The 24,645-nt window shown below is 69.8% G+C and carries 21 protein-coding genes; 13 read left to right on the top strand and 8 right to left on the bottom strand.

From position 1 onward, the window contains the following. Nucleotides 1–3: 3 nt before the first annotated feature. Nucleotides 4–1,938, top strand: a complete 1,935-nt coding sequence (locus KIH07_RS22265) for a DUF3592 domain-containing protein (protein WP_226494050.1) — start codon at nt 4–6, stop codon at nt 1,936–1,938. 86 nt (nt 1,939–2,024) lie between these two features. Here KIH07_RS22265 and KIH07_RS22260 read toward each other — a convergent pair whose 3' ends face one another. The 4 genes from KIH07_RS22260 to yegQ all read right to left on the bottom strand — a co-directional run bounded on the left by KIH07_RS22260 (nt 2,025) and on the right by yegQ (nt 5,902). After that, entirely contained in the window at nt 2,025–2,891 is an 867-nt protein-coding gene (locus KIH07_RS22260; protein WP_226494049.1) for a Rossmann-like domain-containing protein, read from the bottom strand. 115 nt (nt 2,892–3,006) lie between these two features. After that, nucleotides 3,007–3,600, bottom strand: a complete 594-nt coding sequence (locus KIH07_RS22255; RefSeq protein ID WP_226494048.1) for a DUF1566 domain-containing protein — start codon at nt 3,598–3,600, stop codon at nt 3,007–3,009. Nucleotides 3,601–3,634: 34 nt separating this feature from the next. Beyond that, nucleotides 3,635–4,381, bottom strand: coding sequence for an MgtC/SapB family protein (locus tag KIH07_RS22250; RefSeq protein WP_226494047.1), 747 nt, complete (start codon nt 4,379–4,381; stop codon nt 3,635–3,637). 132 nt (nt 4,382–4,513) lie between these two features. Next, nucleotides 4,514–5,902 carry a tRNA 5-hydroxyuridine modification protein YegQ gene (gene yegQ / locus KIH07_RS22245; protein ID WP_226494046.1) on the bottom strand — a complete coding sequence of 463 codons (1,389 nt, stop codon included), beginning with the start codon at nt 5,900–5,902 and terminating at the stop codon, nt 4,514–4,516. A gap of 177 nt (nt 5,903–6,079) precedes the next feature. Between yegQ and KIH07_RS22240 the strand changes: the two genes are divergently transcribed. Next, entirely contained in the window at nt 6,080–8,428 is a 2,349-nt protein-coding gene (locus KIH07_RS22240; RefSeq protein ID WP_226494045.1) for a penicillin-binding protein 1A, read from the top strand. Nucleotides 8,429–8,450: 22 nt separating this feature from the next. On the opposite strand, the gene KIH07_RS22235 is transcribed toward KIH07_RS22240, so the two are convergent. Further along, nucleotides 8,451–9,239, bottom strand: a complete 789-nt coding sequence (locus KIH07_RS22235; protein WP_226494044.1) for a Crp/Fnr family transcriptional regulator — start codon at nt 9,237–9,239, stop codon at nt 8,451–8,453. A 373-nt stretch (nt 9,240–9,612) separates the two neighbouring features. Here KIH07_RS22235 and KIH07_RS22230 point away from each other — a divergent pair, with 373 nt between their 5' ends. The 10 genes from KIH07_RS22230 to KIH07_RS22185 all read left to right on the top strand — a co-directional run bounded on the left by KIH07_RS22230 (nt 9,613) and on the right by KIH07_RS22185 (nt 20,712). Further along, on the top strand, nt 9,613–9,945 hold the full coding sequence (locus KIH07_RS22230; RefSeq protein WP_226494043.1) for a collagen-like protein: 333 nt from the start codon (nt 9,613–9,615) through the stop codon (nt 9,943–9,945). 37 nt (nt 9,946–9,982) lie between these two features. Next, nucleotides 9,983–10,141, top strand: coding sequence for a DUF3309 family protein (locus KIH07_RS22225; RefSeq protein WP_226494042.1), 159 nt, complete (start codon nt 9,983–9,985; stop codon nt 10,139–10,141). Continuing rightward, complete coding sequence (locus KIH07_RS22220; protein WP_226494041.1) at nt 10,141–10,998, top strand: hypothetical protein; 858 nt, start codon at nt 10,141–10,143, stop codon at nt 10,996–10,998. The genes KIH07_RS22225 and KIH07_RS22220 overlap by 1 nt, the downstream gene beginning before the upstream one ends. A gap of 177 nt (nt 10,999–11,175) precedes the next feature. Next, nucleotides 11,176–14,079, top strand: a complete 2,904-nt coding sequence (acnA, locus tag KIH07_RS22215) for an aconitate hydratase AcnA (protein ID WP_226494040.1) — start codon at nt 11,176–11,178, stop codon at nt 14,077–14,079. 62 nt (nt 14,080–14,141) lie between these two features. Next, on the top strand, nt 14,142–15,074 hold the full coding sequence (locus tag KIH07_RS22210) for a S1C family serine protease (RefSeq protein ID WP_226494039.1): 933 nt from the start codon (nt 14,142–14,144) through the stop codon (nt 15,072–15,074). A gap of 16 nt (nt 15,075–15,090) precedes the next feature. After that, nucleotides 15,091–16,092: an AAA family ATPase gene (locus tag KIH07_RS22205; RefSeq protein WP_226494038.1), complete on the top strand. Its 1,002-nt coding sequence runs from the start codon at nt 15,091–15,093 to the stop codon at nt 16,090–16,092. A 13-nt stretch (nt 16,093–16,105) separates the two neighbouring features. Continuing rightward, nucleotides 16,106–17,233 (top strand): DUF58 domain-containing protein, encoded by a 1,128-nt coding sequence (locus tag KIH07_RS22200; RefSeq protein WP_226494037.1) that lies wholly within the window; start codon nt 16,106–16,108, stop codon nt 17,231–17,233. Then, the gene (locus KIH07_RS22195; protein ID WP_226494036.1) at nt 17,230–18,297 is read left to right on the top strand and encodes a VWA domain-containing protein; all 1,068 of its coding nucleotides are present in this window, start codon (nt 17,230–17,232) and stop codon (nt 18,295–18,297) included. The genes KIH07_RS22200 and KIH07_RS22195 overlap by 4 nt, the downstream gene beginning before the upstream one ends. Before the next feature lie 73 nt (nt 18,298–18,370). Beyond that, nucleotides 18,371–19,594: an FAD-dependent monooxygenase gene (locus KIH07_RS22190; RefSeq protein ID WP_226494035.1), complete on the top strand. Its 1,224-nt coding sequence runs from the start codon at nt 18,371–18,373 to the stop codon at nt 19,592–19,594. 146 nt (nt 19,595–19,740) lie between these two features. Continuing rightward, complete coding sequence (locus KIH07_RS22185) at nt 19,741–20,712, top strand: Bug family tripartite tricarboxylate transporter substrate binding protein (RefSeq protein ID WP_226494034.1); 972 nt, start codon at nt 19,741–19,743, stop codon at nt 20,710–20,712. Between the two features lie 107 nt (nt 20,713–20,819). On the opposite strand, the gene KIH07_RS22180 is transcribed toward KIH07_RS22185, so the two are convergent. After that, nucleotides 20,820–21,911: a DNA glycosylase AlkZ-like family protein gene (locus tag KIH07_RS22180; protein ID WP_226494033.1), complete on the bottom strand. Its 1,092-nt coding sequence runs from the start codon at nt 21,909–21,911 to the stop codon at nt 20,820–20,822. A 215-nt stretch (nt 21,912–22,126) separates the two neighbouring features. On the opposite strand from KIH07_RS22180, the gene KIH07_RS22175 reads away from it, so the two are divergent. Then, on the top strand, nt 22,127–22,273 hold the full coding sequence (locus KIH07_RS22175) for a hypothetical protein (RefSeq protein WP_226494032.1): 147 nt from the start codon (nt 22,127–22,129) through the stop codon (nt 22,271–22,273). A 102-nt stretch (nt 22,274–22,375) separates the two neighbouring features. Here KIH07_RS22175 and kynA read toward each other — a convergent pair whose 3' ends face one another. Together kynA and kynU are read right to left on the bottom strand one after the other, a co-directional pair. Then, nucleotides 22,376–23,245, bottom strand: coding sequence for a tryptophan 2,3-dioxygenase (gene kynA / locus KIH07_RS22170; protein ID WP_226494031.1), 870 nt, complete (start codon nt 23,243–23,245; stop codon nt 22,376–22,378). A gap of 12 nt (nt 23,246–23,257) precedes the next feature. Next, complete coding sequence (kynU, locus tag KIH07_RS22165) at nt 23,258–24,532, bottom strand: kynureninase (protein ID WP_226494030.1); 1,275 nt, start codon at nt 24,530–24,532, stop codon at nt 23,258–23,260. Nucleotides 24,533–24,645: the final 113 nt, after the last annotated feature.

The raw sequence follows: 24,645 nt of genomic DNA, 5'->3' as shown, positions 1-24,645 counted from the left end.
CGCATGCGCACACCACAGGCTGCTTTGGGCATCGCCGTACGGCTGGGCACCCTGCTGTTCAGCGCGGTGTTTGCCTTGGCGTTTGGCGGTGGCGGGCTGTATTTCGGCGTACTGCCGCTGGCCCGGACGATGAGCGCGGCCTGGGAGGTCCGGTCCTGGCAGGCGGTGGCGGCCGAGGTGCTGTCGAGCCAGCTCACGTCGAACCACGACGGTGATGGCACCACCTATGCGGTCCGGGCCCGCTACCGGTACACCGCCGGTGGCCGCACCCACGAGTCCACCCGCATCGGGCTGGACCCAGAGGCCGGTTCGGACAACATCGGGGACTGGCACCAGCGATGGCACACGCGGCTGAGTTCGGCCCGGGACCGGGGTCAGACGGTCACGGTCTGGGTGGACCCCGAGGACCCGACGCGGTCGGTGCTGGACCCGCACATCCGCTGGGCCAAGGCCATCTTCCACCTGCCGTTTGCGTTGGTGTTCACGGGCGTTGGCCTGGGGGCACTGTGGATGTTCTGGCGTGCATTGACGGGGCGTGATGCCGGCGCGTTCGATGCCGCCCGTCTGCGCCGCTCCAGGACCACCGCCGATGCGGCGGCGCAACTGGCCGGCGGCGCGCCCCCCCGGAGCTCGGCCAGCCGAGGCCAGGGGTTTCTCTGGTTTTTTGCGCTGTTCTGGTGTGGCATCTCGTTTCCGATGGCGGCGCTGTTCTGGATGAGTGGGTCCCCGTGGTGGGGCAAGGCTTTCGTGTCGGTCTTCGTGGTGATCGGTATCGGCGTGCTCACGCTGGCCTGGCGCCAGTCGGTGCGGGCCTGGCGCTTTGCCGGGACCTCGGTCCGGTTCGAGCCGGCCGGGCCACGGGCCGGGGAGGCCTTCGAGGTGGAACTGGCGCTGTCGTCCCGCGCGCTGCGGAACGCAACGCCTGCGGGCCGGCGGTTGCGGCTTGCACAGTACCGGGTGGACGACGCCGGCTCCGGTACCCAGGAGCGGCGGGTGGAAGCCTTTGAGCGGGCCGCGACGGTGATGCCGGACATGGCCGGCGGTGAGCGGTGGCATGCGCGTTTTGAGCTGCCCGCCGATGCGCCCACCCATGGCGGCCGACGCTCGGGCGAGCGGGTCGACTGGCGGCTGGAGATCCTGGCCGCGGAGGGGGCCGTCGAGGTGTCGTACGACGTACCGGTTCAAGAGACGCCAGCCCGGTCTGCGGGCCACCCGAGGGCCGCGCCCGACCGTTTTGACCACCGGGCGGCCTGGGGGCGCGAGGAAGCGATTCCGCCGCGCCACGAGGGGTGGTCGGTCGGCGACGCTTCCTTGCCGCTGCCGGACTCGGTCCAGGTGGTCGAGCGCCCCGACGTCTGGGAAATGCGGTTCCGTCAGGTCGGGTGGCGCTGGGTGGCCGCGCTGGCGATGGTGCCGGCGGGGATTCTCTCGGTGCTGTGGTGGCGGTCGGCGCCGCGCGCTTCCTGGCTCGATGCGCTGGGCTCCGGCCCCTGGTGGGGCGTGGCGCTCCTGCTGCTGTTGGCCTTGCACGCGGGCACGCGGCAATGGCGCCTGCGGGTGCGCGACGACGGTGTGGAGCGGGAGGTGGTCTCCTGGATGTGGCGCCGCACGCGGGTGGTTTCGCTGGCCTCGCTCGATCACCTGTTCCACAAGCTGCTCTACACGCAGAGCAGCGGACAGGCCATGACGGCGTTTCACGCGCTGCACGCCCGCGAGGCGGCCACCGGGCCCTCGGTCCGGCTGACGCCGGGCCTGCCCGGGGCGGCATCGGTCATCGCGGTGGCTCGGGCGCTGCAGGTGGCCCGGGAGCACCGGGTCGGGCGCTTCACCCCCGGCGCCCTGCGCGCGCGGTCCGGTGCATCGTGGCGGCCTGCCGCGGGCTGGCTGGTCTGGGCTCTGTGGTTGCTGTTGCTGGCCGCAGGGCCTCGCTGGCTGTAAAGGGCCGGTGTCGGGGGCAGGGCAGCCGTCTGGCGGCGGGCTCTGCCCAAGCCGTCCGAGACGCCTGGGGCGGCGAGTCCGTGGGGTCAGGCCAGGCCGGTCAGCGTGCGCCAGCCCGGCCAGCCCTCGCGCGCGATGGCGAACTTGCGCGTGGCTTCGCTCCACGAGGCACCCTCGGCCATGGCATCGCTGAAGGCCCGGGGGTCGGTCACCCGCGTGCCGCCCAGCAGCGTCACGCCGCGCTCGAACAGGGCGTCCGGCCACAGCCCGGCCGAGGGGCCGATCACCGCGAAGCGCTTCGCGTTTGGCGCTGCGGCGAGCATCGCGTCCAGCGTGTCGTTGAGCAGCATGGTCGAGGTGCCCACGACCACGTTGCAGGGGGCGAGGTCGGCGCGGTCCAGCGTGATGTGCACGTTCGGGAAACGCTCGCGCTGACGCGCCACCATCTCGGCGTTCATCTCCACCACCGAGAGCCGCCCGCCGGCCTCGGCCACGCGCTTCACCAGCGGCGGGAAGAAGCCGATCATGCCCAGGTGGTCCTGCGCACCCAGTTGCACGTCGCCCAGCGAATTGCCCGCGGGCGGCGGCTCGTAGCCCACCCGGCGCCAGACCGAGTCGGTCAGGGCGTTGACGGCGGCCAGCGCGATGGCGCGCTCCACCGCGCTGCCACCGGCCAGGCGCTGCGCGAGGGCCAGCGGGTCCGCGCCCTGCAAGGGCACGTTGCCGCCGCCGTGCGTGCGCAGCAGCGCGGCCAGCGTGTCACCGAGCAGCACATAGGACAGGCCAAATCCGCCGTCTTCCAGCTCGATGGCACAGAACTCGGCATCGTGCTCACCGGCGGCGCCGGACCGGCGCGGCACGTGCAGACGGCGCACCCGGGGCGCGGGATGCCGCTGCGCGATGGCCGCGAGCTGCAAGAGGATGGCCGAGGCGATGGAAGGTGTCGGGTTCATGGCGGCTGGAGGATGGCAGGACGGTGGTGCGGGCTCTGCGGGGAGGCACCGGTGGTCCGATTCTGGCACTGGGGCGGGCGCCGGAGCGTGATCCGTGGTGAATGAAGTGGTGGGGTTATTCCTTCCACGGCCGCGCCAGCCGCACCAGCAGTTTGCTGCGCTTGAGCACGTCGCCTTGCGCCTCGGCCGTGGCGGTGTTCACGGCCCAGCCGTGCAGGAACTTCATCTGGTTGATGTTCTGCCCGTTCAGGCCGCGCTGGATGTTGTTGTAGTTGTAGTTGTTGAGGGGCTGGATGTTGATGGTGGTTGTGGCGGTCCAGCACCAGCCATGAGTGGCCGGCGGCAACAGCGGCTGTCCCGTCGCGGTCGGCCGGGCGTTCTGGTAGGCCAGTTGCTGCAGTTCTTTCATATGGGGCAGGCGCCAGGCCACGCCGTCGGCCTTCTGGTGGTCCTTGACCCGCGCCAGCGCTTCGGCGTGGTCGAGCAACAAGGCCTTGCCGGTGCAGCGCTGGCCATTCCATTGCATGCCTTCCACACAGCGGGGCCAGGCCACGCGGGCGCTGCGGTGGATGATCAGGCTGCCGTCCTTCGAGAAGTCCCAGTCGGGCGGTGCCACCTCGTCGCTGGTGCCGGCGAAGGCTGCGGGCCACACGACACACAGAGCCCCCAGGAGCAGACGGCGGATGGTGCAGGGTGTGTGGGTTTTCATGTGATCACCGAATGTGGTTCGGTTGGGGGTGGGTTCAGTTGCGGGCGTGGGCCACACCCAGCAGCTCGACTTCGGACCGTTCGCCCAACTGCTGGGCCAGCCGGGGCAAGGACCAGCAGCGGCGCCGGTCCACGGCCACGGCCACAAAGTGCCACTGAGCCAGCGCGTTTTCCACATGGATGGCGATGGACCCGGGCGCAAGCTCGTAGCCGCAGTCTTTCAGCCAGCCGGCAAGCTCCGCCTCGGTCGGCGCGCGCGTGGCGCCAAAGCGCAGGGTGATGCCGATGGCGTGGCGCGAGGGCAGGTGCGATTCCAGGCGCGAGCCCCACACCATCAGCACGGTGGACAGAGCGGTCAGCAGGATGGCCGCGCCGTACAGACCGACACCGACCAGCACGCCGATGGCCGACGAGGCCCAGATGGAGGCCGCCGTGGTCAGGCCGCTGATGCTCAGGCCCTCTTTCATGATGACGCCGGCGCCGAGAAAACCGACGCCGGTGACGATGCCCTGCACCACCCGCGTGGGGTCCAGCGCCACGCCGGTCATGCCGCCATGGCCGCCGTACCAGAAGCCCGGGTAGCCGACGAACACCGTGAGCGCGGCCGAGGCCATGCACACGATGCCGTAGGTGCGCATGCCGGCGGCGCGGCCATGGTAGGAGCGCTCGTAGCCCACCACCAGTCCCAGCAGCAGCGCCCCCGACAGGTTCAGGAACACGACCAGGTTCGCCTCGACGATGGGCGCCGACCAGAACGAAGCCATCCATTGCCACGAAAGCATGATCCAACCCTTCCCATGATTCCTTGGCCACCGCCGCGCTGTGCGGGGTGGTCTTGAACCTTTGTATCGACCGGGTCGGGGAAAAGCTGAGCGCCGCTCAGAGGGCAGGGCGGCCGGAGGGCGCTCCGGGGTCTACAGCAACCGGGCCAGCAGCGCGCCTTCGGCCGGTGCGCCCAGCGGCACCCAGACGCGGATCGGGCTGCCCTGCGCGACCTCGATGGCGTGGCCCTCCTGGTTGCGCATGGCGCTCAGCTGCACCAGGCGGTTGCCGCCGGGGTGGATCACCTCCAGCCGGTCGCCCACGGCGAAGCGGTTCTTGGTCTCCACCTCGGCCCAGCCGTCTTCGCGCACGCGCAGCACCTCGCCCACGAACTGGCTGCGCTGGCTCTCGGAGCTGCCGCTCTGGTAATTCTGGTAGTCCTGGCTGGGCCGGCGCTCCAGCAGGCCGCCGGTGTAGCCGCGGTTGGACAGGCCTTCGAGCTCGCGCAGCAGATCGGGGTTGAACGGCCGTCCGGCCACCGCGTCGTCGATGGCGCGGCGGTACACCTGGGCGGTGCGCGCCACGTAGTAGTGGCTCTTGGTGCGGCCTTCGATCTTGAGCGAGTCCACGCCGATCCGCACCAGCCGGGCCACGTGTTCCACCGCGCGCAGGTCCTTGCTGTTCATGATGTAGGTGCCGTGCTCGTCTTCCATGATGGGCATGAGCTCGCCGGAGCGCTCTTTCTCTTCGAGCAGCCACACGCGGTCGGCCAGCGGGTGGCGTGCACCGCCGCCGCAGGTGGCGGCGAATTGGCGGGCGGCGTGTTCGTCTTCCTGGGCGAAATTGAAGTCGCTGCCCAGACGCTCGGCGGGCACGGCTTCGCCGGTGTCGCTGTCGGTGTGGGCGCCGTGGGTCTTGTATTCCCAGCGGCAGGCGTTGGTGCAGGTGCCCTGGTTGGGGTCGCGGCGGTTGAAGTAGCCGCTGAGCAGGCAGCGGCCCGAGTAGGCGATGCACAGCGCGCCGTGCACGAACACCTCGATCTCGACATCGGGGCAGGTGTCGCGGATGGCGGCCACCTCGTCCAGGCTGAGTTCGCGCGAGAGGATCACGCGGGCCACGCCCTGCCGGTGCCAGAACTTCACCGCCGCGCTGTTGGTGGTGTTGGCCTGCACCGAGAGGTGGATCGGCACCTCGGGCCAGCGGCCTCGCTCCATCTCTTCGCGCACCAGCATGATGAGCCCGGCGTCGGCCATGATGAGGGCGTCGGGCTTGAGAGCCACCACCGGCGCCAGATCGCGGATGTAGGTGCGCAGCTTGTCGTTGTGGGCGATCAGGTTGCTGGTGACGAAGAACTTCTTGCCGCGCGCGTGCGCTTCTTCGATGCCCTGCGCGATCTGTTCCATGCGGAACTCGTTGTTGCGCGCGCGCAGGCTGTAGCGCGGCTGGCCAGCGTAGACGGCGTCGGCGCCAAAGTCGTAGGCGGCGCGCATGCGTTGCAGCGTGCCGGCGGGGAGCAGGAGTTCGGGGGCTTTGAGGTTCACCCCCCGGATTGTCCGGCAATCGGGGGTGGGCCAGGCGCACGCGGGCCGCCCGGACGCCGTACCGGGGCCCAAGACAGCTTGTTACGTGTCCGGCGGGCCTGGCTGGGATAATTGCCGGCCCGATACAACCGTGCGCCCGCGGTGCCCGCCACCGGCCACCACCCGCGCAAGAACCCCATGGCATTTTCTTTTGCACCGGTGCTGCTGGCGCTGCGCCGGCACCGCCGCTGGCTGCTGCTGGCCCCGCTGGGCGCGCTGGCCGCTGGCCTGCTGACCCTGGTGGTGAGCGTCGCGGTGCTGTACCCGCAGTTGCCAGACACCAGCGGCCTGGCCAACTACCAGCCCAAACAACCCCTGCGCGTGTACACCGCCGACGGCGTGGAGATCGGCGGCTTCGGCAGCGAGCGGCGGCAGTACCTGCGCATCGGGCAGATCCCCCAGCTCATGCGCGAGAGCCTGCTGGCGGTGGAAGACACACGCTTCTACGAACACGGCGGCATCGACCCCAAGGGCGTGGCGCGCGCGGTGGTGGCCAACCTCAGCGGTGGCCGTTCCCAGGGCGCTTCCACCATCACCCAGCAGGTCGCGCGCACCTTCTTCCTCACCAACGAACGCACCCTCTCGCGCAAGCTCAAGGAGGCCATGCTCTCGCTGAAGATCGAAGGCGAGCTGAGCAAGGACCAGATCCTGGAGCTCTACATGAACCAGATCTACCTGGGCTCGCGCGCCTACGGTTTTGCCGAGGCGGCCCAGACCTACTTCGGCAAACCGCTGGACGCGCTGTCCGCCGCCGAGTGCGCCATGCTGGCCGGCCTGCCGCAAAGCCCGGCCACCGTGAACCCGATCAAGAGCCCCGCGCGGGCACGGGCGCGCCAGCTGGTGGCGCTCTCGCGCATGCACACCGTGGGCGTGATCGACCAGGCCACCTACGAGGCCGCCAAAAGTGAAGAACTGGTGGTGCGCAACCCGGACGACACCGAGCTGCACGCCGAGCACGTGGCCGAGGCGGCGCGCCAACAGGTGTTTGCCCAGTACGGGGAAGCCGCCTACACCTCGGGCATGAAAGTCGTGACCACTCTGGACTCGCGCGAGCAGAAAGCGGCCTGGAAGGCGGTGCGAAAGACCCTGATCGACCGCGAGCTCGGCCTGGCCTGGCGCGGCCCTGAAGCACACGAAGCGCTGGACGCCGACACCCCGCTGGACGACCCGGCCGTGAGCCAGAAGCTGGCCGAGCACAGCGACGACGAGACGCTGCGCGTGGCCCTGGTGGGCAGCGCCAGCCCCAAGGAAGTCACCGCCGTGCTGTCGTCGGGCGAGGTCGTGAGCATCCGTGGCAAGGGGTTGCGCCAGGCGCGCCCCGGGTTGGCCCAGGGTGCGGCCAAGGCGCTGCGCATCGAGCGCGGTTCGGTGGTACGCCTGGTTCTCAAGAGCGACGACTGGGTCATCACCCAGTGGCCGCAGGCCGAGGGCGCGCTGGTGGCGCTGGACCCGCACGACGGCCGGGTGCGCGCCCTGGTGGGGGGCTTTGATTTCCAGCGCAACCAGTTCAACCACGTGACGCAGGGCTGGCGCCAGCCGGGCTCCGCCTACAAGCCCTTTCTGTATTCGGCCGCGCTGGAAAACGGCGTGATGCCGCAGACCCTGGTCAACGACGCGCCGCTGACCGACACCGGCACCTGGGTGCCGGCCAATTCCGATGGCAGCGCCGACGGCCCGATCCCGCTGGACGTGGCGCTGGCCCGTTCCAAGAACCTGGTCAGCATCCGCCTGGTGCAGTTGCTCGGCCCCCAGGCCGCGCGCGAATGGACCGGCCGCTTCGGCTTCGACGTGAACCGCCAGCCCGACAACCTCACCCTGGCCCTGGGCTCGGGCGCCACCACGCCGCTGCAGCTCGCCAGCGCCTACGCGGTGATCGCCAATGGGGGGCTGAAGGTCGAGCCGTTGCTGATCCAGCGCATCACCAACGGCGCCGACGAGGTGGTGTTCGAGGCCCCGGCACCGGTGGTCAACGAGGCCCAGCGCACGCTGCCCGCGCGCAACGCCTTCCTCACCGCCACACTGCTCAACGGCGTGACGCGCAGCGGCACCGCGGCCCGGGCGCAGGCGCAGCTGCGCCGCAGCGACCTGTACGGCAAGACCGGCACCACCGACAACGTGGTCGACGCCTGGTTCGCGGGCTTCCAGCCCGACCTGGTGGCCGTGGTCTGGCTGGGTTACGACACCCCGCGCAGCCTGGGCAGCCACGCCTCCGGCGCCTCGCTGGCCCTGCCGGCGTGGATCCAGTTCATGGCCACCGCGCTGCGCGGCAAGCCCGAAAAAGCGCTGCTGGCTCCCGAAGGGGTGGTGCAGGTGGCGGACGGCGGCTGGCGCTACACCGAGTGGGCCGACGGGGGCTACATCGAGGAACTGGGCATGGACGATGACCCGATCGACCGCGGCCTGATCCCGGCCCCGCCCGACCCCAACGCACCGCCGCCCGACAGCCTGGAGGACCGGCTCAAGTCCTTCATCGACCGGATGTTCTGAGCGGTCCGCCCGGTGGCCGCGGTCACGCGGCCCGCAACTGGCGCGTCACCACCGGCGCGGACTGGCGGTTGTCGCGGCACAGGTGCAGGTGCGGCGCGGCGGGCGCGCTCGACAGGTGGTCGTAGGCGTGCCGGACCACGGCATAACACTCGCAGCTGCGGGCCTCCAGGCCATCGCGGTCCAGGATGGCGATGTGGCCGCGGCTGTAGTGGATCAGCCCCGCCTTCTGCAGTTTCAGAGCGCAGTGGGTCACGCCCTCGCGGCGCACGCCCAGCAGGCCGGCAATGCGCTCCTGCGTCACCAGCATGTCCGGGCTGCTCTGGCGGTCCAGGTGGTGCAGCAGCCAGCGGCACAGCTGCTGGTCCAGCGAATGGTGGCGGTTGCAGGCCGAGGACTGCGCCATGTGGGTGAAGAGCGCCTGCGTGTAGCCCAGCAACTGGTGCATGACGGCCTGCGAGCGCTGGGTGTGCCGCACGATGGCCTGGGTGCTCATGCGGTAGCCGTGGCCGGGGTGTTGCACCACGGCGTCGCTCAGCGCGTGCGGGTGCCCCATGAAGGCGCACACACCGACCATGCCCTCGCTGCCGACCACGGCCACCTCGGCCGAGGCGCCGTCCTCCATCGAGGAGACGAGCGAGACCGTCGCGGTGGTCGGGAAAAGCACGTGGCGCAGGGCCGCGCCGGTCTGGTGCAGCACGGTCCCCTGCGCCAGCTCAACCCACTCCAGGTCGGGTTGCAGCTGTTGCCACTCGGCCGATGGCAGTGCGGCGAGGAGTTGGTTTTTGTCGCGAATCGACGTGACTGCGGTCATGGATGGGCCCTCCTGTGGTTTGTGACCCGGGCGTTGCGAAAAGTGGGTGGCCTGCACGGAGCAGGCTCGCCGCCACGGCCCGGGCCTGGGTTGAATGCCGATCCTGACCGGCGGTTCCAGCGCCAATGTGTTCAAAGACAGGGATTGGTATCTGAGGGCCACGAGGGCAACACCTGGTTACCACTGCAACACCACGGAAAGGTCCTGGCGCCCTGGATACACCGGTCGCGCAGCGTGTTCGCCAGCGCACAGAGGCTTTGCGCGCATCGGGCTACGCTGGGCCATGCCGGTTGGACACCTCTGTCGAGCCGGCTGGTCGGTGTGACCCGTGCAACCGCCGAAACCACACCCGTTCACCCCTGAAGGACTCCCCATGAACCGCTCACTCGTGCTGCTGGCACTGATTTCCACCTTCGGCCTTGTGGCCTGCGATCGCGAACCGGTGGTCGTGAACACGCCGCCAGCCACTGTGGTGGTGCCCGGCCCCGCCGGTCCTGCCGGCGAAACCGGCGCCACCGGCTCCAGCGGCGCCACCGGCAGCACCGGCGACACGGGTGCTACCGGCAACACAGGCGATACCGGGGCCACCGGCAACACGGGCAACACCGGAGCCACGGGCAGTACCGGCGACACCGGCGAAACGGGCAAGACCGGCGGCACCACCCGCGTGATCGTGGTGCCCCCGCCCCCCGCGCCCACGAACTGATCACCCCTTCGCACGCACCCATCCAAAGGAGAACACCATGGGACTCGGAACCATTTTGTTGATCGTGTTGATCCTGATGCTGGTCGGCGTCATCCCGACCTGGTCGCACAGCAGGAGCTGGGGCTACGGTCCCAGCGGCGTGCTGGGGTTGATCGTCGTCATCCTGCTCGTGATGGTGCTGACGGGGCGCATGTGATGGCCATCGTCAACCACCCCCGGGTGCGCTCGCTGGGCCTGGCCCTGTTGCTGGCGCTGGCCCCGGCCGCGGCGGTGCAGGCCCAGGTCAGCGTGGGCATCCACATCGGGGTGAACCTGCCTGCGTACCCGACGCTGGTCGCCGTGCCCGGGTACCCGGTCTATTACGCCCCCCAGGCCAGCGCCAACTACTTTTTCTATGACGGCCTGTACTGGGTCTATGTCGACGACAACTGGTACGCCAGCAGCTGGTACAACGGCCCATGGGCGCTGACCAGCCGGGACTACGTGCCCCTGTTCGTGCTGCGCATCCCCGTGCGCTACTACCGGCACCCGCCACCCTATTTCAGCGGCTGGCGCGTGGACGCACCACCCCGGTGGGACGACCACTGGGGCCCTGACTGGGCGCAGCGCCGCCCCGGATGGGACCGCTGGGACCGCAGCAAGACACCCGCGGCCGCCCCGTTGCCGCGCTACCAGCAGAAGTACCCCGGCGATCGCTACCCCAACGCGGTGGAGCAGCAACGCGAGATCCTCCGGCAAAACTACCGCCATGCGCCGCGAGAAGCGGTGACGCGCGAGCACTTCAGGGCGGGGGTCCCGGAGGCGCCGCGCCGGGTCGAACCGGTGGCGCCGCAGCGCGGCCCGGCACGTGATGACAGGATCGCACCCGCCCCGCAACGGCCCACGCCGCCGGCACAGGCCGGCCCAAGGCCGCAAAAGCCGGTGCAGCCCAAGCCGCAGGTGGGGCCCGCCTGCGAGCCGGGCGAACCGGGTTGTCGGCCCGGAAAACCGGCCCGGGTCGCGCCCTCGCGCCAACAGCCCGACGAAGAGAAGAACAACGGCCCCCGCCGCTGAAAGCAGCCAGGGGTAGAAGCCAGGGGTGCCCAGGGCACCCGACCACGCCACGCCGGCCCCTCGGAACCCGTTTCCGCGGGGCTTTTTGGGATGTGCCGCAAACCATTACTGCCAGCACGGTAAAGCGCGCTGCTGACAGAATGGCTCGCAACCCACCGATACCGACAGGAGTTTTCCATGGCACAAGGCGCCGCCTTTTCCCACCCTTTTGCGTCCACGGTCAAAACCTTCAAGACGGCATCGGGGAAAACCGGTCGCTTCTACTCCTTGCCCGCGCTGGCCCGCCAGTTTCCCGGCGTGCAGCGCCTGCCGGTGTCGCTGCGCATCGTGCTGGAAAGCGTGCTGCGGCACTGCGACGGCGAGCGCGTGACGCCGGAACACGTGGCCCAGCTTGCGCAGTGGCAGCCGAGCGCGGCGCGCACGCAGGAGATTCCGTTCACCGTGGCGCGCGTGGTGCTGCAGGACTTCACCGGCGTGCCGCTGTTGGCCGATCTGGCGGCCATGCGCAGCGTGGCCCAGCGCCTGGGCAAGGACCCCAAACGCATTGAGCCGCTGGTGCCGGTGGACCTGGTGGTGGACCACTCGGTGATGGTCGATTACTACGGCACGAAGAACGCGCTCGACCTCAACATGAAGCTCGAATTCCAGCGCAACCGCGAGCGCTACGAGTTCATGAAATGGGGCATGCAGGCCTTCGACACCTTTGGCGTGGTGCCCCCGGGCTTCGGCATCGTGCACCAGGTGAATCTGGAGTACCTGGCGCGCGGCGTGCATCTGAAGGGCGGCCTGTACTACCCCGACACACTGGTGGGCACCGACAGCCACACCACCATGATCAACGGCATCGGCGTGGTGGGCTGGGGCGTGGGCGGCATCGAGGCCGAGGCCGCCATGCTGGGCCAGCCGGTGTACTTCCTCACGCCCGACGTGGTGGGCTTCGAGCTCACCGGGCGCCTGCGCGAAGGCTGCACCGCCACCGACCTGGTGCTCACCGTGACGGAAATCCTGCGCCAGCACAAGGTGGTGGGCAAGTTCGTCGAGTTCTTCGGCGAAGGCACGGCCTCGCTCTCGCTGCCCGACCGCGCGACGATTGCCAACATGGCGCCCGAATACGGCGCCACCATGGGCTTCTTCCCGGTGGACGACAAGACGCTCGACTACTTCCGCGGCACTGGCCGCAGCAAGGCCGAGATCGAGGCCTTCGAGGCCTACTTCCGCGCCCAGGGCCTGTTCGGCGTGCCCGGCGCCGCGGGGGCCTCGCAGGCCTCGGGCGACATCGACTACTCGCAGGTGGTCCGGCTCGACCTGGGCCAGGTCACCCCCAGCCTGGCCGGCCCCAAGCGCCCGCAGGACCGCATCGAGCTGGGCCAGGTGGCGCAGCAGTTCGCCGATCTGTTCAGCAAGCCCAACGCGCAGAACGGCTTCAACCGCCCGGCCGAGCTGCTGCACACCCGCTACCAGCCCGAGCTGGGCCAGCCGGCCGACCCCCCGGCACCCGAAAAGGCCACGCCCACCCCGGCTGGCGCGCCGCGTTTCGAGGCCGAGATGGAGGGCAACAAGCCGGCGCGCGCCACGGCCCATGCCGAGGCCGGTCCGCTGTCGCACGCCGTGCAGAAAACGCTGTCCATCGGCAACGGCGACGTGCTGATCGCCGCCATCACCAGTTGCACCAACACCAGCAACCCCGGCGTGCTGCTGGCCGCCGGCCTGCTGGCGAAGAAGGCGGTGGAGGCGGGCCTGAAGGTGCAGCCGCACATCAAGACCTCGCTGGCCCCGGGCTCGCGCATCGTCACCGAATACCTCACGGCCACCGGTCTGCTGCCCTACCTGGAGAAGCTGGGTTTTTCGCTCGCGGGTTATGGCTGCACCACCTGCATCGGCAACGCGGGCGACCTCACGCCCGAGCTCAACGCCGTGATCACGCAGAACGACCTGGTGTGCGCGGCCGTGCTCTCGGGCAACCGCAACTTCGAGGCGCGCATCCACCCCAACCTCAAGGCCAACTTCCTGGCCAGTCCGCCGCTGGTGGTGGCCTACGCCATCGCGGGCAACGTCATGAAAGACCTCATGACCGAGCCGCTGGGGCTGGGAAAGGGTGGCAAGCCGATGTACCTGGGCGACGTCTGGCCGAGCAGCGACGAGATCCACAAGCTGATGCGGTTCGCGATGAACGGCAAGGCCTACCGCGAGAACTACGCGCGGGTCGCCAGCGAGCCCGGCAAGCTCTGGGAGCGCATCCACGGCGTGAGCGGCAACACCTACACCTGGCCGGCCAGCTCCTACATCGCCGAGCCGCCGTTCTTCGAACACTTCGAACTGGCCCCACCGGCCGAGCAGGCCCCGGCCGTGCGCGGCGCGCGCGTCATGGCCCTGTTCGGCGACTCCATCACCACCGACCACATCTCGCCCGCGGGCTCGATCCAGGAGCGTTCGCCCGCCGGCCAGTGGCTGCTGGCGCGCGGCGTGTTGAAGGCCGACTTCAACAGCTACGGCGCGCGCCGCGGCCACCACGAGGTGATGATGCGCGGCACCTTCGCCAACGTGCGCATCAAGAACCTGATGCTCGCGCCCGGCGCGGACGGCTCGCGCGAGGAGGGCGGCTGGACGATCTACCAGAGCGATGGCGTGGGCCAGGGCCAGAAGATGAGCATCTTCGACGCCGCCATGCGCTACCAGGCCGCGGGCGTGCCCACCGTGGTGTTCGCGGGCGAGGAATACGGCACCGGCTCCAGCCGCGACTGGGCGGCCAAGGGCACCCAGCTGCTGGGCATCCGGGCCGTGGTGGCGCGCAGCTTCGAGCGCATCCACCGCAGCAATCTGGTGGGCATGGGCGTGCTGCCGCTGCAGTTCAAGGCCGGCGACAACTGGGAGCGCCTGGGGCTCACGGGTGAAGAACAGATCGACGTGTTGCCCCACCCGCAACTGCTGCCGCAGAGCGAGGCCACGATGGTCATCACCCGCCCCGATGGCCAGCGCCGCGAGGTCGCGCTCACGCTGCGCATCGACACGCCGGTGGAGGTGAACTATTACCGGGCTGGCGGAATCCTCCCCTACGTGCTGCGCCAACTGCTCGACGCTTGAGCCCGGCGCCGCAACGCGGCATGATGTGACACACCGCCCCGCCAGGCGTTTCAGGAGTCGCTATGCGAAAGCCCGCCCTGTACAGCCGATCGGTTCGCGCCGCCCCTGCGGCGCCGCGCGCGCCCGGCGTGCGCCCCGACCCGGCCCTGGCGAGCGAAGCGGCGGCGCCAGCGCCCCGTGCGCCGGGCCGCTGGCGCGCCGGGCTGGCTCGCGCGGCGGTGAGCCCCCGCCTGATGTGGGCCGCGCTGGCGCTGCTGGGCGCGCTGCTGCTGGCCAGCCTCTGGGCGCCTGGGCCGATGGGCGCCAAGGCGCTCACCCAGAAGGACGTCGACGCGGCGGTGTTGCGCACCCTGAGCACGCAGAACCTGCCCTCGCCCGCGGCGCGCGCGGCCGAGAAGATCCGGCCCGCCGTGGTGCGGGTGGTGTCCTACATGAAGAACAAGCAGGGCGAAGCCGTCGAGCACGGCGTGGGCACCGGGGTGGTGATCGTGGACAAGGGCATCATCCTGACCAATCTGCACGTGGTGCAGGGCGCGGACAAGGTGGCGCTGGTGTTCGCCGACGGCTCGGAGTCCGGCGCCAGCGTCACCGGTGTGCAGGCCGAAAACGACCTGGCCGTGCTGCAGGCCCACACCATCCCCGACGACCTGCACGCGGCCACCATGCGCAGCACCGGCGACCTGTTGCCGGGGGACCAGGTGGTGGCCGTGGGCTTCCCGTTCGGCATCGGCCCGTCCACCTCGGCCGGGGTGATCTCCGGCTTCGGGCGGTCCTTCAAGGCGCCCGAGGGCGAGCAGGAAATCAGCGACCTGATCCAGTTCGACGCGGCGGCCAACCCCGGCAATTCGGGCGGGCCGCTGGTCACCATGGAAGGCGAGGTGATCGGTATCGTCACCGGCATCCTCAACCCCAGCAACCACCGCACCTTCGTCGGCATCGGTTTTGCCGTGCCGATCGAAAGCGCGGCGTCTGCGGCCGGCCTTCCCCCTTTCTGAATCCCAGGAGCGTTTCATGAGCGAGAACAGCAGCCCCGACACCGCCCTGCTCATGGAGCAGATCCTTTACGAAGTGAAGCGCGTGGTGGTCGGGCAGGACCGGTTCCTGGAGCGGGTCATGGTGGCCCTGCTGGCCCAGGGCCACCTGCTGGTCGAGGGCGTGCCCGGGCTGGCCAAGACGCTCACCGTGAAGACGCTGGCCAACGTGGTGCAGGGGCAGTTCAAGCGCATCCAGTTCACGCCCGACCTGGTGCCCGCCGACCTCATGGGCACGCGCATCTACAACCAGAAGACCGGCGAGTTCAGCACCTCGCTCGGGCCCGTGTTCGCCAACCTGCTGCTGGCCGACGAGATCAACCGCGCGCCGGCCAAGGTGCAGAGCGCGCTGCTGGAGGTGATGCAGGAGCGGCAGGTCACCATCGCCGGTGTGTCGCACCCGGTGCCCAGCCCCTTCCTGGTGATGGCGACGCAGAACCCGATCGAGACCGAAGGCACCTACCCGCTGCCCGAGGCGCAGGTGGACCGCTTCATGATGAAGGTGCTGGTGGACTACCCGAGCGACGAAGAGGAGTTCGTCATCGTCGAACGCGTCACCGGCCCGGCGGTGCAGGTGCAGGCCGTGGCCACCACCGATCAGCTCGCCGCGCTGCAGGCCTTGTGCCGCGAGGTCTATGTGGACCCGTCGCTGGTGCAGTACGCGGTGCGCCTGGTGTCGGCCACGCGCACGCCCGAGAAACACGGTCTGAAAGACTTCGCGCGCCTCCTCACCTACGGCGCCAGCCCGCGCGCCACCATCGGCCTGGTGGAGGGCGCGCGCGCGCTGGCCATGCTGCGCGGACGCAACTACGCGCTGCCCGAAGACATGAGCGACCTCGTGCCCGACGTGCTGCGGCACCGGCTGGTGTTGTCCTACGAGGGCCTGTCGGAGGGGCTTGATGCCGACGACCTGGTGGCGCGCATCATGGACGCCGTGACGCCACCAGCGAAGCCGCTGGAACACGAAAAGCGCGCGGCTTGAACGGGAGCGTCGCATGCTGTTCGGCCTCTTCAAATCCCGCCCGGCGCAGCCGCCGCCTTCGGTCGTGGCGCCGGTCGAAAAGGCAGACGCCCTGCTGCGCCGCCTGGAGTGGACCGTGATCCGCCGGCTCGACGGCCTGCTGCAGGGCGACTACCGCACCCTCATGCGGGGCAGCGGGCTGGATCTGGCCGACCTGCGCGAATACCAGCACCACGACGACGTGCGCCACATCGACTGGAACGTCACCGCCCGGCTGCAGACACCGCATGTGCGCGTGTTCACCGAAGACCGCGAGATGGCCGCCTGGTTTCTGCTGGACCTCAGCCCCTCGGTCGATTTCGGTTCGGGCGATCAGCGCAAGAGCGAGGTGCTGCGCGACGTGGTGGCGGTGCTGGCCCGGCTCATCACGCGCCACGGCAACCGGGTCGGGGCGCTGCTGTACGGATCGCGCGGCCAGCCCGGTGTGGACGAGGTCTTGCCCGCGCGCGGCGGGCGCGTGCACTTGCTGCGCCTGATGCATTTGCTGAACACCCCGGCCGCGCTGCGCACGCCCCCCTCAAGGGGGCGACACCAGCCGTCCGGCAAAGCCGGCCCGGCGGTGTCCCTGGCAAAGTCGGGATCCAGCGCATCGGCATTTGGTGGCCCCACGCGGCTGGCCGATCTGCTGAGCGCGGCGGTGCACACCGTGCGCCAGCGCTCCACGGTGTTCGTGGTGTCCGACTTCATCAGCGAGCCCGGCTGGGAGCAGCCGCTGGGTGAGCTGGCGCGCCGGCACGATGTGGTGGCGGTGCGCCTGCTCGACCCACTGGAGCTGGAGCTGCCCGACCTCGGGCTGATCCCCATCCGCGACGCCGAGACCGGCGAGCAGTTGCTGGTGGACACCCACGACAAGGGCTTTCGCCAGCGCTTCGCGCGCATCGCGGCCCAGCGCGAGGCGCAGCTGCGCGAGAGCCTGGCGCGCGCCGGCGTGGACACGCTGGAGCTCGCCACCGACGACGACCTGGCCGACGCGGTGCTGCGCTTCGTGGAGCTGCGCCGGCGCCGCAGCAGCCTGCGCGCCGGCCTGGGCGGACACCTGGGCGCGCGGGCCACGAGCCCCCGCCCGGCCGCCGCAGTGCGCAGCACGGAGGGCGCTTTATGACCCACCCACCCGTCACCTTCCTCTGGCCCGAACTGCTGTGGTTGTTGCTGGTGCTGCCGCTGCTGGTGATCACCTATGTGTGGCTGCTGCGCCGGCGCAAGCGCGCCGCCCTGCGGTTTGCCAGCCTGTCCATCGTGCGCGAGGCCATGGACCGGGGGCCGGGCTGGCGCCGCCACGTGCCGCCGCTGCTGCTGCTGCTGGCCTTCGCGGCCATGCTGCTGGCGTCCGCGCGTCCCATGGCCGTCGTGCTGCTGCCCTCGCAGCAGCAGACCATCATCCTGGCGATGGACGTCTCGGGCAGCATGCGCGCCACCGACGTGGAGCCCAACCGGCTGGTGGCCTCGCAGAACGCGGCCAAGGCCTTCCTGGCCGAGCTGCCGCGCCATGTGCGCGTGGGCATCGTGGCGTTCGCTGGCTCGGCCCAGGTGGTGCAGCCCATCACGCTCAGCCGTGAAGACCTGGTGGCCGCCATCGACAAGTTCCAGCTGCAACGGGCCACGGCCATCGGCAGCGCGATCGTGGTGGCGCTGTCCGAGCTGTTTCCGGGGCAGGGGATCGACCTGGCGAACATGACCTACGGGCGCCAGAGCGACCCGTTCGCCCCCCAGGGCCGGGCCATCGACCAGCCGCAGACGGAGCAGAAAGCTTTTGAACCGGTGGCGCCGGGCTCCTACACCTCGGCCGCCATCATCCTGCTCACCGATGGCCAGCGCACCACCGGCGTGGACACCGCCGAGGCCGCCAAGCTGGCCGCCGACCGCGGCGTGCGCGTCTACACCGTCGGCGTGGGCACGGTGGACGGCGAGGTGATCGGCTTCGAAGGCTGGTCGATGCGGGTGCGGCTGGACGAGGACACGCTCAAGGACGTGGCGCGCATGACCCAGGCCGAGTACTACTACGCCGGCACCGCGGACAACCTGAAGAAGGTGTACGAAACCCTCAGCACCCGCCTGACGGTGGAGAAGAAGGAAACCGAGATCTCCGCGTTGCTCGCGCTGGCGGCTTCGCTGCTGGTGCTGCTCTCGGCCGGGCTGTCCCTGCTCTGGTTCCAGCGCGTGCTCTGAAAGCCCGGGCGGCTCGCCACGGTGCTGATATGGGTCAAAGCACGGGCCACCGGCCGGAGCACAATCCCGGGCCATGAAACAACAAGTGGTGATAGCCGGTGGTGGCATCGGTGGGTTGGCCTGTGCGCTGGCCCTTTCGCGTGCCGGGGTTTCGGTGCATCTACTGGAGCAGGCCGGGGCGTTTTCCGAGGTGGGGGCCGGGCTGCAGCTGGGGCCCAACGCGGTGCGCGTGCTGCACGAGTGGGACTTGCTGGACGAGCTCAACGCCTGCGCGGCGTTTCCCGACGCGCTGCAGGTGCGCGACGCCCACAGCGCCCGCACGCTGGGGCGGTTGCGGCTCGGGCCACTGGCGCGCGCGCGCTACGGCGAGCCCTACGCCACGGTGCACCGAGCCGACCTGCACGAGCTGCTGCTGCGCGCCGCCCGGCGCGAGAGCGGTGTGAGTCTGCGGCTGGACACCCGCCTGGTGGCCTACGAGCAGGCGGGGGAGCGGGTGCGCGTGACCTGCGAAGACGACACCGTGGTCGAGGGCGACGCGCTCATCGGCTGCGACGGCCTGTGGAGCCGTGTGCGGGCGCAGATGCTGGGCGCGCAGCCGGCGCGGGTGAGCGGCCATCTGGCCTACCGCGGCATGGTGCGCGCCACCGATCTGCCCGAGCGCCTGCGCCAGAACCTGGTGACGGCCTGGCTCGGCCCGCGGCTGCACGTGGTGCACTACCCGGTGCGCTGCGGCAACTGGTTCAACGTGGTGGCGGTGGTGGAAGGCATGCTGGGGCTGGGGCATGGGGGGCCGCCCGGCTGCGACCCCCAGAGCTGGAGCCACGAGGCCCAGACCGCCGATCTCAAGTGGGCCCTGGGCCCGGCCTGCGGCGAGCTCATGCGCATGATCGACGCCGTGTCGGCCTGGAAACTCTGGGCCCTGAACGACCGCGCACCCATGGCCGGCCCGAACGAACACGCCCAGGGCCGGGTGGCCTTGCTGGGAGACGCGGCCCACCCCTTGCGCCCCTACCTCGCGCAAGGCGCCGCCATGGCGATCGAAGACGCCTGGACGCTGGGCCGGCTGCTGCAGTCCCAACCCGGCGGCTCCACACCCGACTGGCCCGCGCTGCTGCAGCGCTTTGCGCAGACCCGCTGGCAGCGCAACGCCCGCGTGCAGAGCCGCTCGCAGCGCAACGGCACCATCTTCCATGCCGACGGTCTGCTGCGCTGGGGGCGCAACACCGCCATGGGCCTGCTGGGTGAAAATCTGCTGGACAATCCCTGGCTCTACAGCGGGCCACCGGTGCCTGCATAGCCAGCCCCCTGCGCCGCTTCGCGTCTTCCCCCCAGGGGGACCACACCAGTGGCCGGGCGAAGCCCGTTCCACGGTGTGTCTTGGTGGAATGCCGGCGTGCGGGCTGCTAACCTGCGGGCCTGTTTGCAACTTCTAGGAATCGCCGCATGCGCCACGCCCAACGCCGTCATGTCATCGCTGCCGCCATCGCCATGGCCTGCGGTGGGTCCACCGTGTTCGCCCAGACCCCCTGGCCGAGCAAACCGTTGAAGATGCTGGTCGGGTTTCCCGCCGGCTCCTCGCCCGACCTGATGGCGCGCCTGATCGCCGAGCCGCTGTCGCAGGCGCTGGGCCAGCCGGTGGTGGTGGAAAACAAGGTCGGCGCCGGGGGCAACATCGCGGCCAACCAGGTGGCGCGCGCCACCGACGACCACACCATCGGTCTCATGATCAACGGCAATCTGACGATCGCCAAGATCCTCAACCCGGCCACCCTCTACGACCCACTGAAAGACCTGGCGCCGGTCTCGCTGCTCGCCGTGGCGCCCCTGGTGCTCAGCGTGCCGGGCGACACCGCCACCAGCGGCGCCGATTTTTTCGCTGCGGCGCGCGCGTCGGGCGACCGCTGGAACTACGGCACGCCGGGCGTGGGCACGGTGGCGCACCTGGGCATGGAGCTCATCAAATCGCGCGCGGGCATCGCGCCGGTGCACGTGCCTTACCCGGGCAACCCGCAGGTCATCACCGCGCTGCTGGGTGGGCAGATCCAGATGTCGCTGCTGCCGCCGGGCCTGGCCATGGCCCAGGTGCGCGCGGGCAAGCTCAAGGCCATCGGGGTCACGTCGAGCGGGCGCAGCAGCGTGGTGCCCGAGGTGCCGAGCCTGGCCGCGGCCGGTGTGAAGGGATTGCAGCTGGAAATCTGGAACGCCGTGGCCGCGCCCAACAGCCTGCCCAAGGCCCATGTGAACCGGCTGGCCGTGCTGCTGGCCGAGATCGTGCGCCGCCCCGAGGTACGGCAGAAGATCCTGGCCCAGGGCTGGCAGGTGGCGGGCACCTCGCCCGAGGGCCTGGCCCGGCGCATTGCTTCCGACACCGCCGCCATGGCGGACGTGATTCAGAAGAACAACATCAGGCCCTGACCGCCCCTGCCGCGCTGCGCGCGACCCCCTCAAGGGGGCAACGCGAGCGGCCTGGCAAAGCCAGTTCCGCCGCGTTCCCGGTTCGGACATTTCACGCCGGAGAAGGATCACCCCCGCTCAGCGTTCAAACAAACGGCCATATCCGCAAGTTCTGCTGCCAGCGCTGAGCGATAGCTTGTATCGCTCGGGGCTTGGCCACCGACGTAGCCGATGTCCGCCTGCAGCTGCCCGCCCACCACCGACAGGTTGCCCCAGCCGATGACCTGGTCGTGCCACAGTAGCGGCATGGCGTAGTAGCCGCGCACGCGTTTCGCGGGTGGTGTGTAGGCCTCGAAGCGGTAGGCCCAGGCCCACAGGCGCTCGAAGCGGTCGCGGTCCCAGACCACCGGATCGAACGGCGCGAGCAGGCGCACACCCTCGGGCGCCCTCCAGCGGCGTGAGTGGGGGTCTTCGCCCTGCGGCCAGTACCACGCGACCCCGTCCACCTCGGCGTGGGGCAGGCGCTGGACGGCGCGCTGCAGCGCGGCGCGTAACTGGTCCTGCCACTGCGGCACGGCGTGTTTGAGCATGGCCACCAGCTGCCGCAGGCCGGGTAGCGGCAAGGGCGCGTATTTGTTCACCAGCACATCCACCAGCTGGTCCAGCACCTCCGTCACGCTCTCGGGCGCTTCCCGCGGTGTGTGCGCCGCGTAGAGGCGGATGCCGTTGTCCCGCCGCGCCACGCGCAGCAGTCCGCGGTAGTGCATGGCGTCCAGCAGCTGGGTGCTGGCCTTGGACCGGCCGCCAAAGCCGTTGGTGGTGTGGCCGTGGGCGAAGTGCGCATCGACCTCGCGCGGGTGGGCTTCGCCCCGCGCCTGCACGTAGTGCCAGACCGCCTGGGCCTGCGCCCAGCGCTCGGCCGGCCACTCGCTGCGCGCGGTGCGCGGGTGCATGCGCGCGTGCAGCTCGGGCGTGACGAAACCGTAGTTGACGAAGAAGTCCTCTTCCACCGCCAGCTGCGGGTAGCGCCGCTCCAGATCGCCGGCCCGGTAACCCTTCACGCGCTGGCGCAGCGTCAGGTCCTGCGCGCGGGCGGGCGAACGGATCGGGTCGGCCTGCACAAAGCCCAGCCGTTCGATGGCCTTGGGCAGGGTGGTGGGCGTGAACAGGCTGCGGGCGATGGCGTAGCGGCGCAGATCGGGCAGGGTGATGGTGGCCATGCGCTCATCATGCCGCAGTCGACTTGCGTCTGCACCCATGGGCCGGCAGGGTCCAGGTGGGCACGTCGCGAGGCCGCAGCATGTCGGCGCCGATCCCGCTGGAATCGCACTTGGCTCAGGACAACTTTTGTCTTTGTGGCGATGTGCACGGGCCATGCGTGCGCTGGGTCTCCAACGCATAAACTCGATCGCATCACTCCCTTCAAGGAAACGAAATGAAAGCGCTCATTGCCCTGTGTGTTGTCGCCGCCGCGGTCGCTGGCTGTGCCGTCTACACCCCGTCTGGTTCGGTGGTCGTCGACCCCGCCGGCCATCCCGGCAAGTTCTGTCCCCCGGGCCAAGCCAAGAAGGGCAACTGCTGAATCAGGCCCGCCCACCCGCCGCCGACGGCAGCGGTGGACACGGTTTTCAGGGGATCGAGCAGCGGTCCTCGGTCGGGGCCAGACCGCAGGTGGTCAGGCGCCTCAAAGATCCGTGCGCAAGCGCCAGATCTCGGGAAACAGCACCACGTCCAGCATCTTGCGCAGGTAGCTCACGCCGCCGGTGCCGCCGGTGCCGCGCTTGAAACCGATCACGCGTTCCACCGTGGTCACGTGGCGGAAGCGCCAGAGGCGGAAGGCGTCTTCCAGGTCGGTGAGTTCTTCGCCGAGCTGGTACAGGTCCCAGTGTTCCTTGGGGTTGCGGTAGACCTGCAGCCAGGCCTGTTCCACCGCGTCGCTGGCTTCGTAGGGTTTGGTCCAGTCGCGCTCGGTGCGGCTCGCCGGCACGGCGATGCCGCGGCGCGCCAGCAGGCGCAGCGATTCGTCGTAGAGCGATGGGGCCTCGTACGCGGTCTGCACCATCGCCAGCCGCTCGGGGCTGTGCGCATGGGGCTTGAGCATGGCGGCGTTCTTGTTGCCCATCGCGAACTCGATGCAGCGGTACTGGAAGCTCTGGAAACCGCTGGAATGGCCGAGGTAGGGCCGGATCGCGCTGTATTCGGGCGGTGTCATGGTGGCCAGAACATCCCAGGCGTGCACCAGCTGTTCCATGATCCTGGAGACACGGGCCATCTGCTTGAACGCAGGGTTCAGGTCGTCGGCCGCGATGTGGCGGATGGCGGCGTTGAGTTCGTGCAGCATGAGCTTCATCCAGAGTTCGCTGGTCTGGTGCTGCACGATGAACAGCAGCTCGTCGTGCGCGGGCGAGAGCGGTTTCTGCGCGCCCAGGATGGCGTCGAGCTGCAGGTAGTCCCCGTAGCTCATGTCGTTGCTGAAATCGAGCTGGGCCTTTTCTTCGGCGACGATGGTTTCGGTGGCCGAGGCGGGGGCGCTGTCGTGGTGGGGGCAGGTCATGGCGCGTCTCCTTCAGGTCACGGCGTGTTTGCGGTTGAACTCGGGGCGCTTCCATTCCGCCGTTTCGAGCACCTGTTTCAATTGTTCGACGGCGTTCCACACATCGGCGAAGCCGATGTAGAGCGGGGTGAAGCCGAAGCGCAAGATGTCCTTGTGCCGTCCACCGTCGCCGGCGCGGTAGTCGCCGATCACGCCGCGCGCGATCAGGGCCTGCACGATGGCGTAGGCACCCTCGTCTCTTGTCAAACACACTTGCGAACCGCGCTGCGAGTGGCCGCGTGGAGTGGCCAATCCAAGGCCGTGGCCCGCGCAGCGTTCTTCCACCAGTGCGATGAACAGGTCGGTCAGCGCCAGCGACTTGGCGCGCAGCGCCGCCATGCCGCCCAGCGCCTCGGCCGCCAGCACGGTGTCCACCCCGCATTCGAGCGCGGCCAGGCTGATCATGGGCTGGGTGCCGCACTGGTAGCGCGTGATGCCCAGTGCGGGCTTGTAGTCCGGCGTGAATTCGAACGGCGTGGCGTGGCCCCACCAGCCGGCCAGCGGTTGCCAGAAACGGTTGGCGTGCAGCGGGTTGACCCAGACGAAGGCGGGCGCACCCGGGCCGCCATTGAGGTACTTGTAGCCGCAGCCCACGGCGAAGTCGGCCCGGGCCTGTTTCAGGTCCACCGGTACCGCGCCTGCGCTGTGCGCCAGGTCCCACACGGCCAGGATGCCCTCGGCGTGCGCCGCCGCGGTCACGGCCGCCATGTCGTGCATCGCGCCGGTGCGGTAGTTCACGTGCGTGAGCATGAGGATGGCGACCTCGGCGCTGAGCGACGCGGCGATCTCTTCGGGCTCGACCAGCGCCAGCTCCATGCCGTGCTGCCGGCACAGCGCTTCGGCGATGTAGAGGTCGGTCGGGAAGTTGCTGCGTTCGCTCACGATGCGCTTGCGCTGCGGCGCGTCGGCGGCGGCGATGTTCATGGCCGCGCTCAGCACCTTGAACAGGTTGACCGAGGTGCTGTCGGTGGCGACCACCTCGCCTGGGCCGGCGCCGATCAGGCGCGCGATCTTGTCGCCCACTTTCTGCGGCATGGCGAACCAGCCGTTCTTGTTCCAGCTCTGGATCAGGTCGGTGCCCCACTCACGGGTCACGACGTCGGCCACGCGGGCCGGGGCCGCGGCGGGCATCACACCGAGCGAATTGCCGTCGAGGTAGATGGTGCCGGCGGGGATGTTGAAGAGGTCGTGCAGCTGGCGCAGCGGGTCTTGCACGTCGAGGGCGAGGCAGTCTTGTTGGATCGTCATGGGGTTTGTCTCCATCAAACAGTGTGGGTATGCGGTGCGGGGCTTTTCATTCCAGGTCCACCGCGGCACAGCCCTTCGTCAAGCTCAGGACGGGCCGCTGGTGTCGCCCCTGG

This window comes from Hydrogenophaga taeniospiralis, assembly GCF_020510445.1.
Lineage (GTDB): Bacteria > Pseudomonadota > Gammaproteobacteria > Burkholderiales > Burkholderiaceae_C > Hydrogenophaga.
This window is presented reverse-complemented; position numbering and strand designations above follow the sequence as displayed.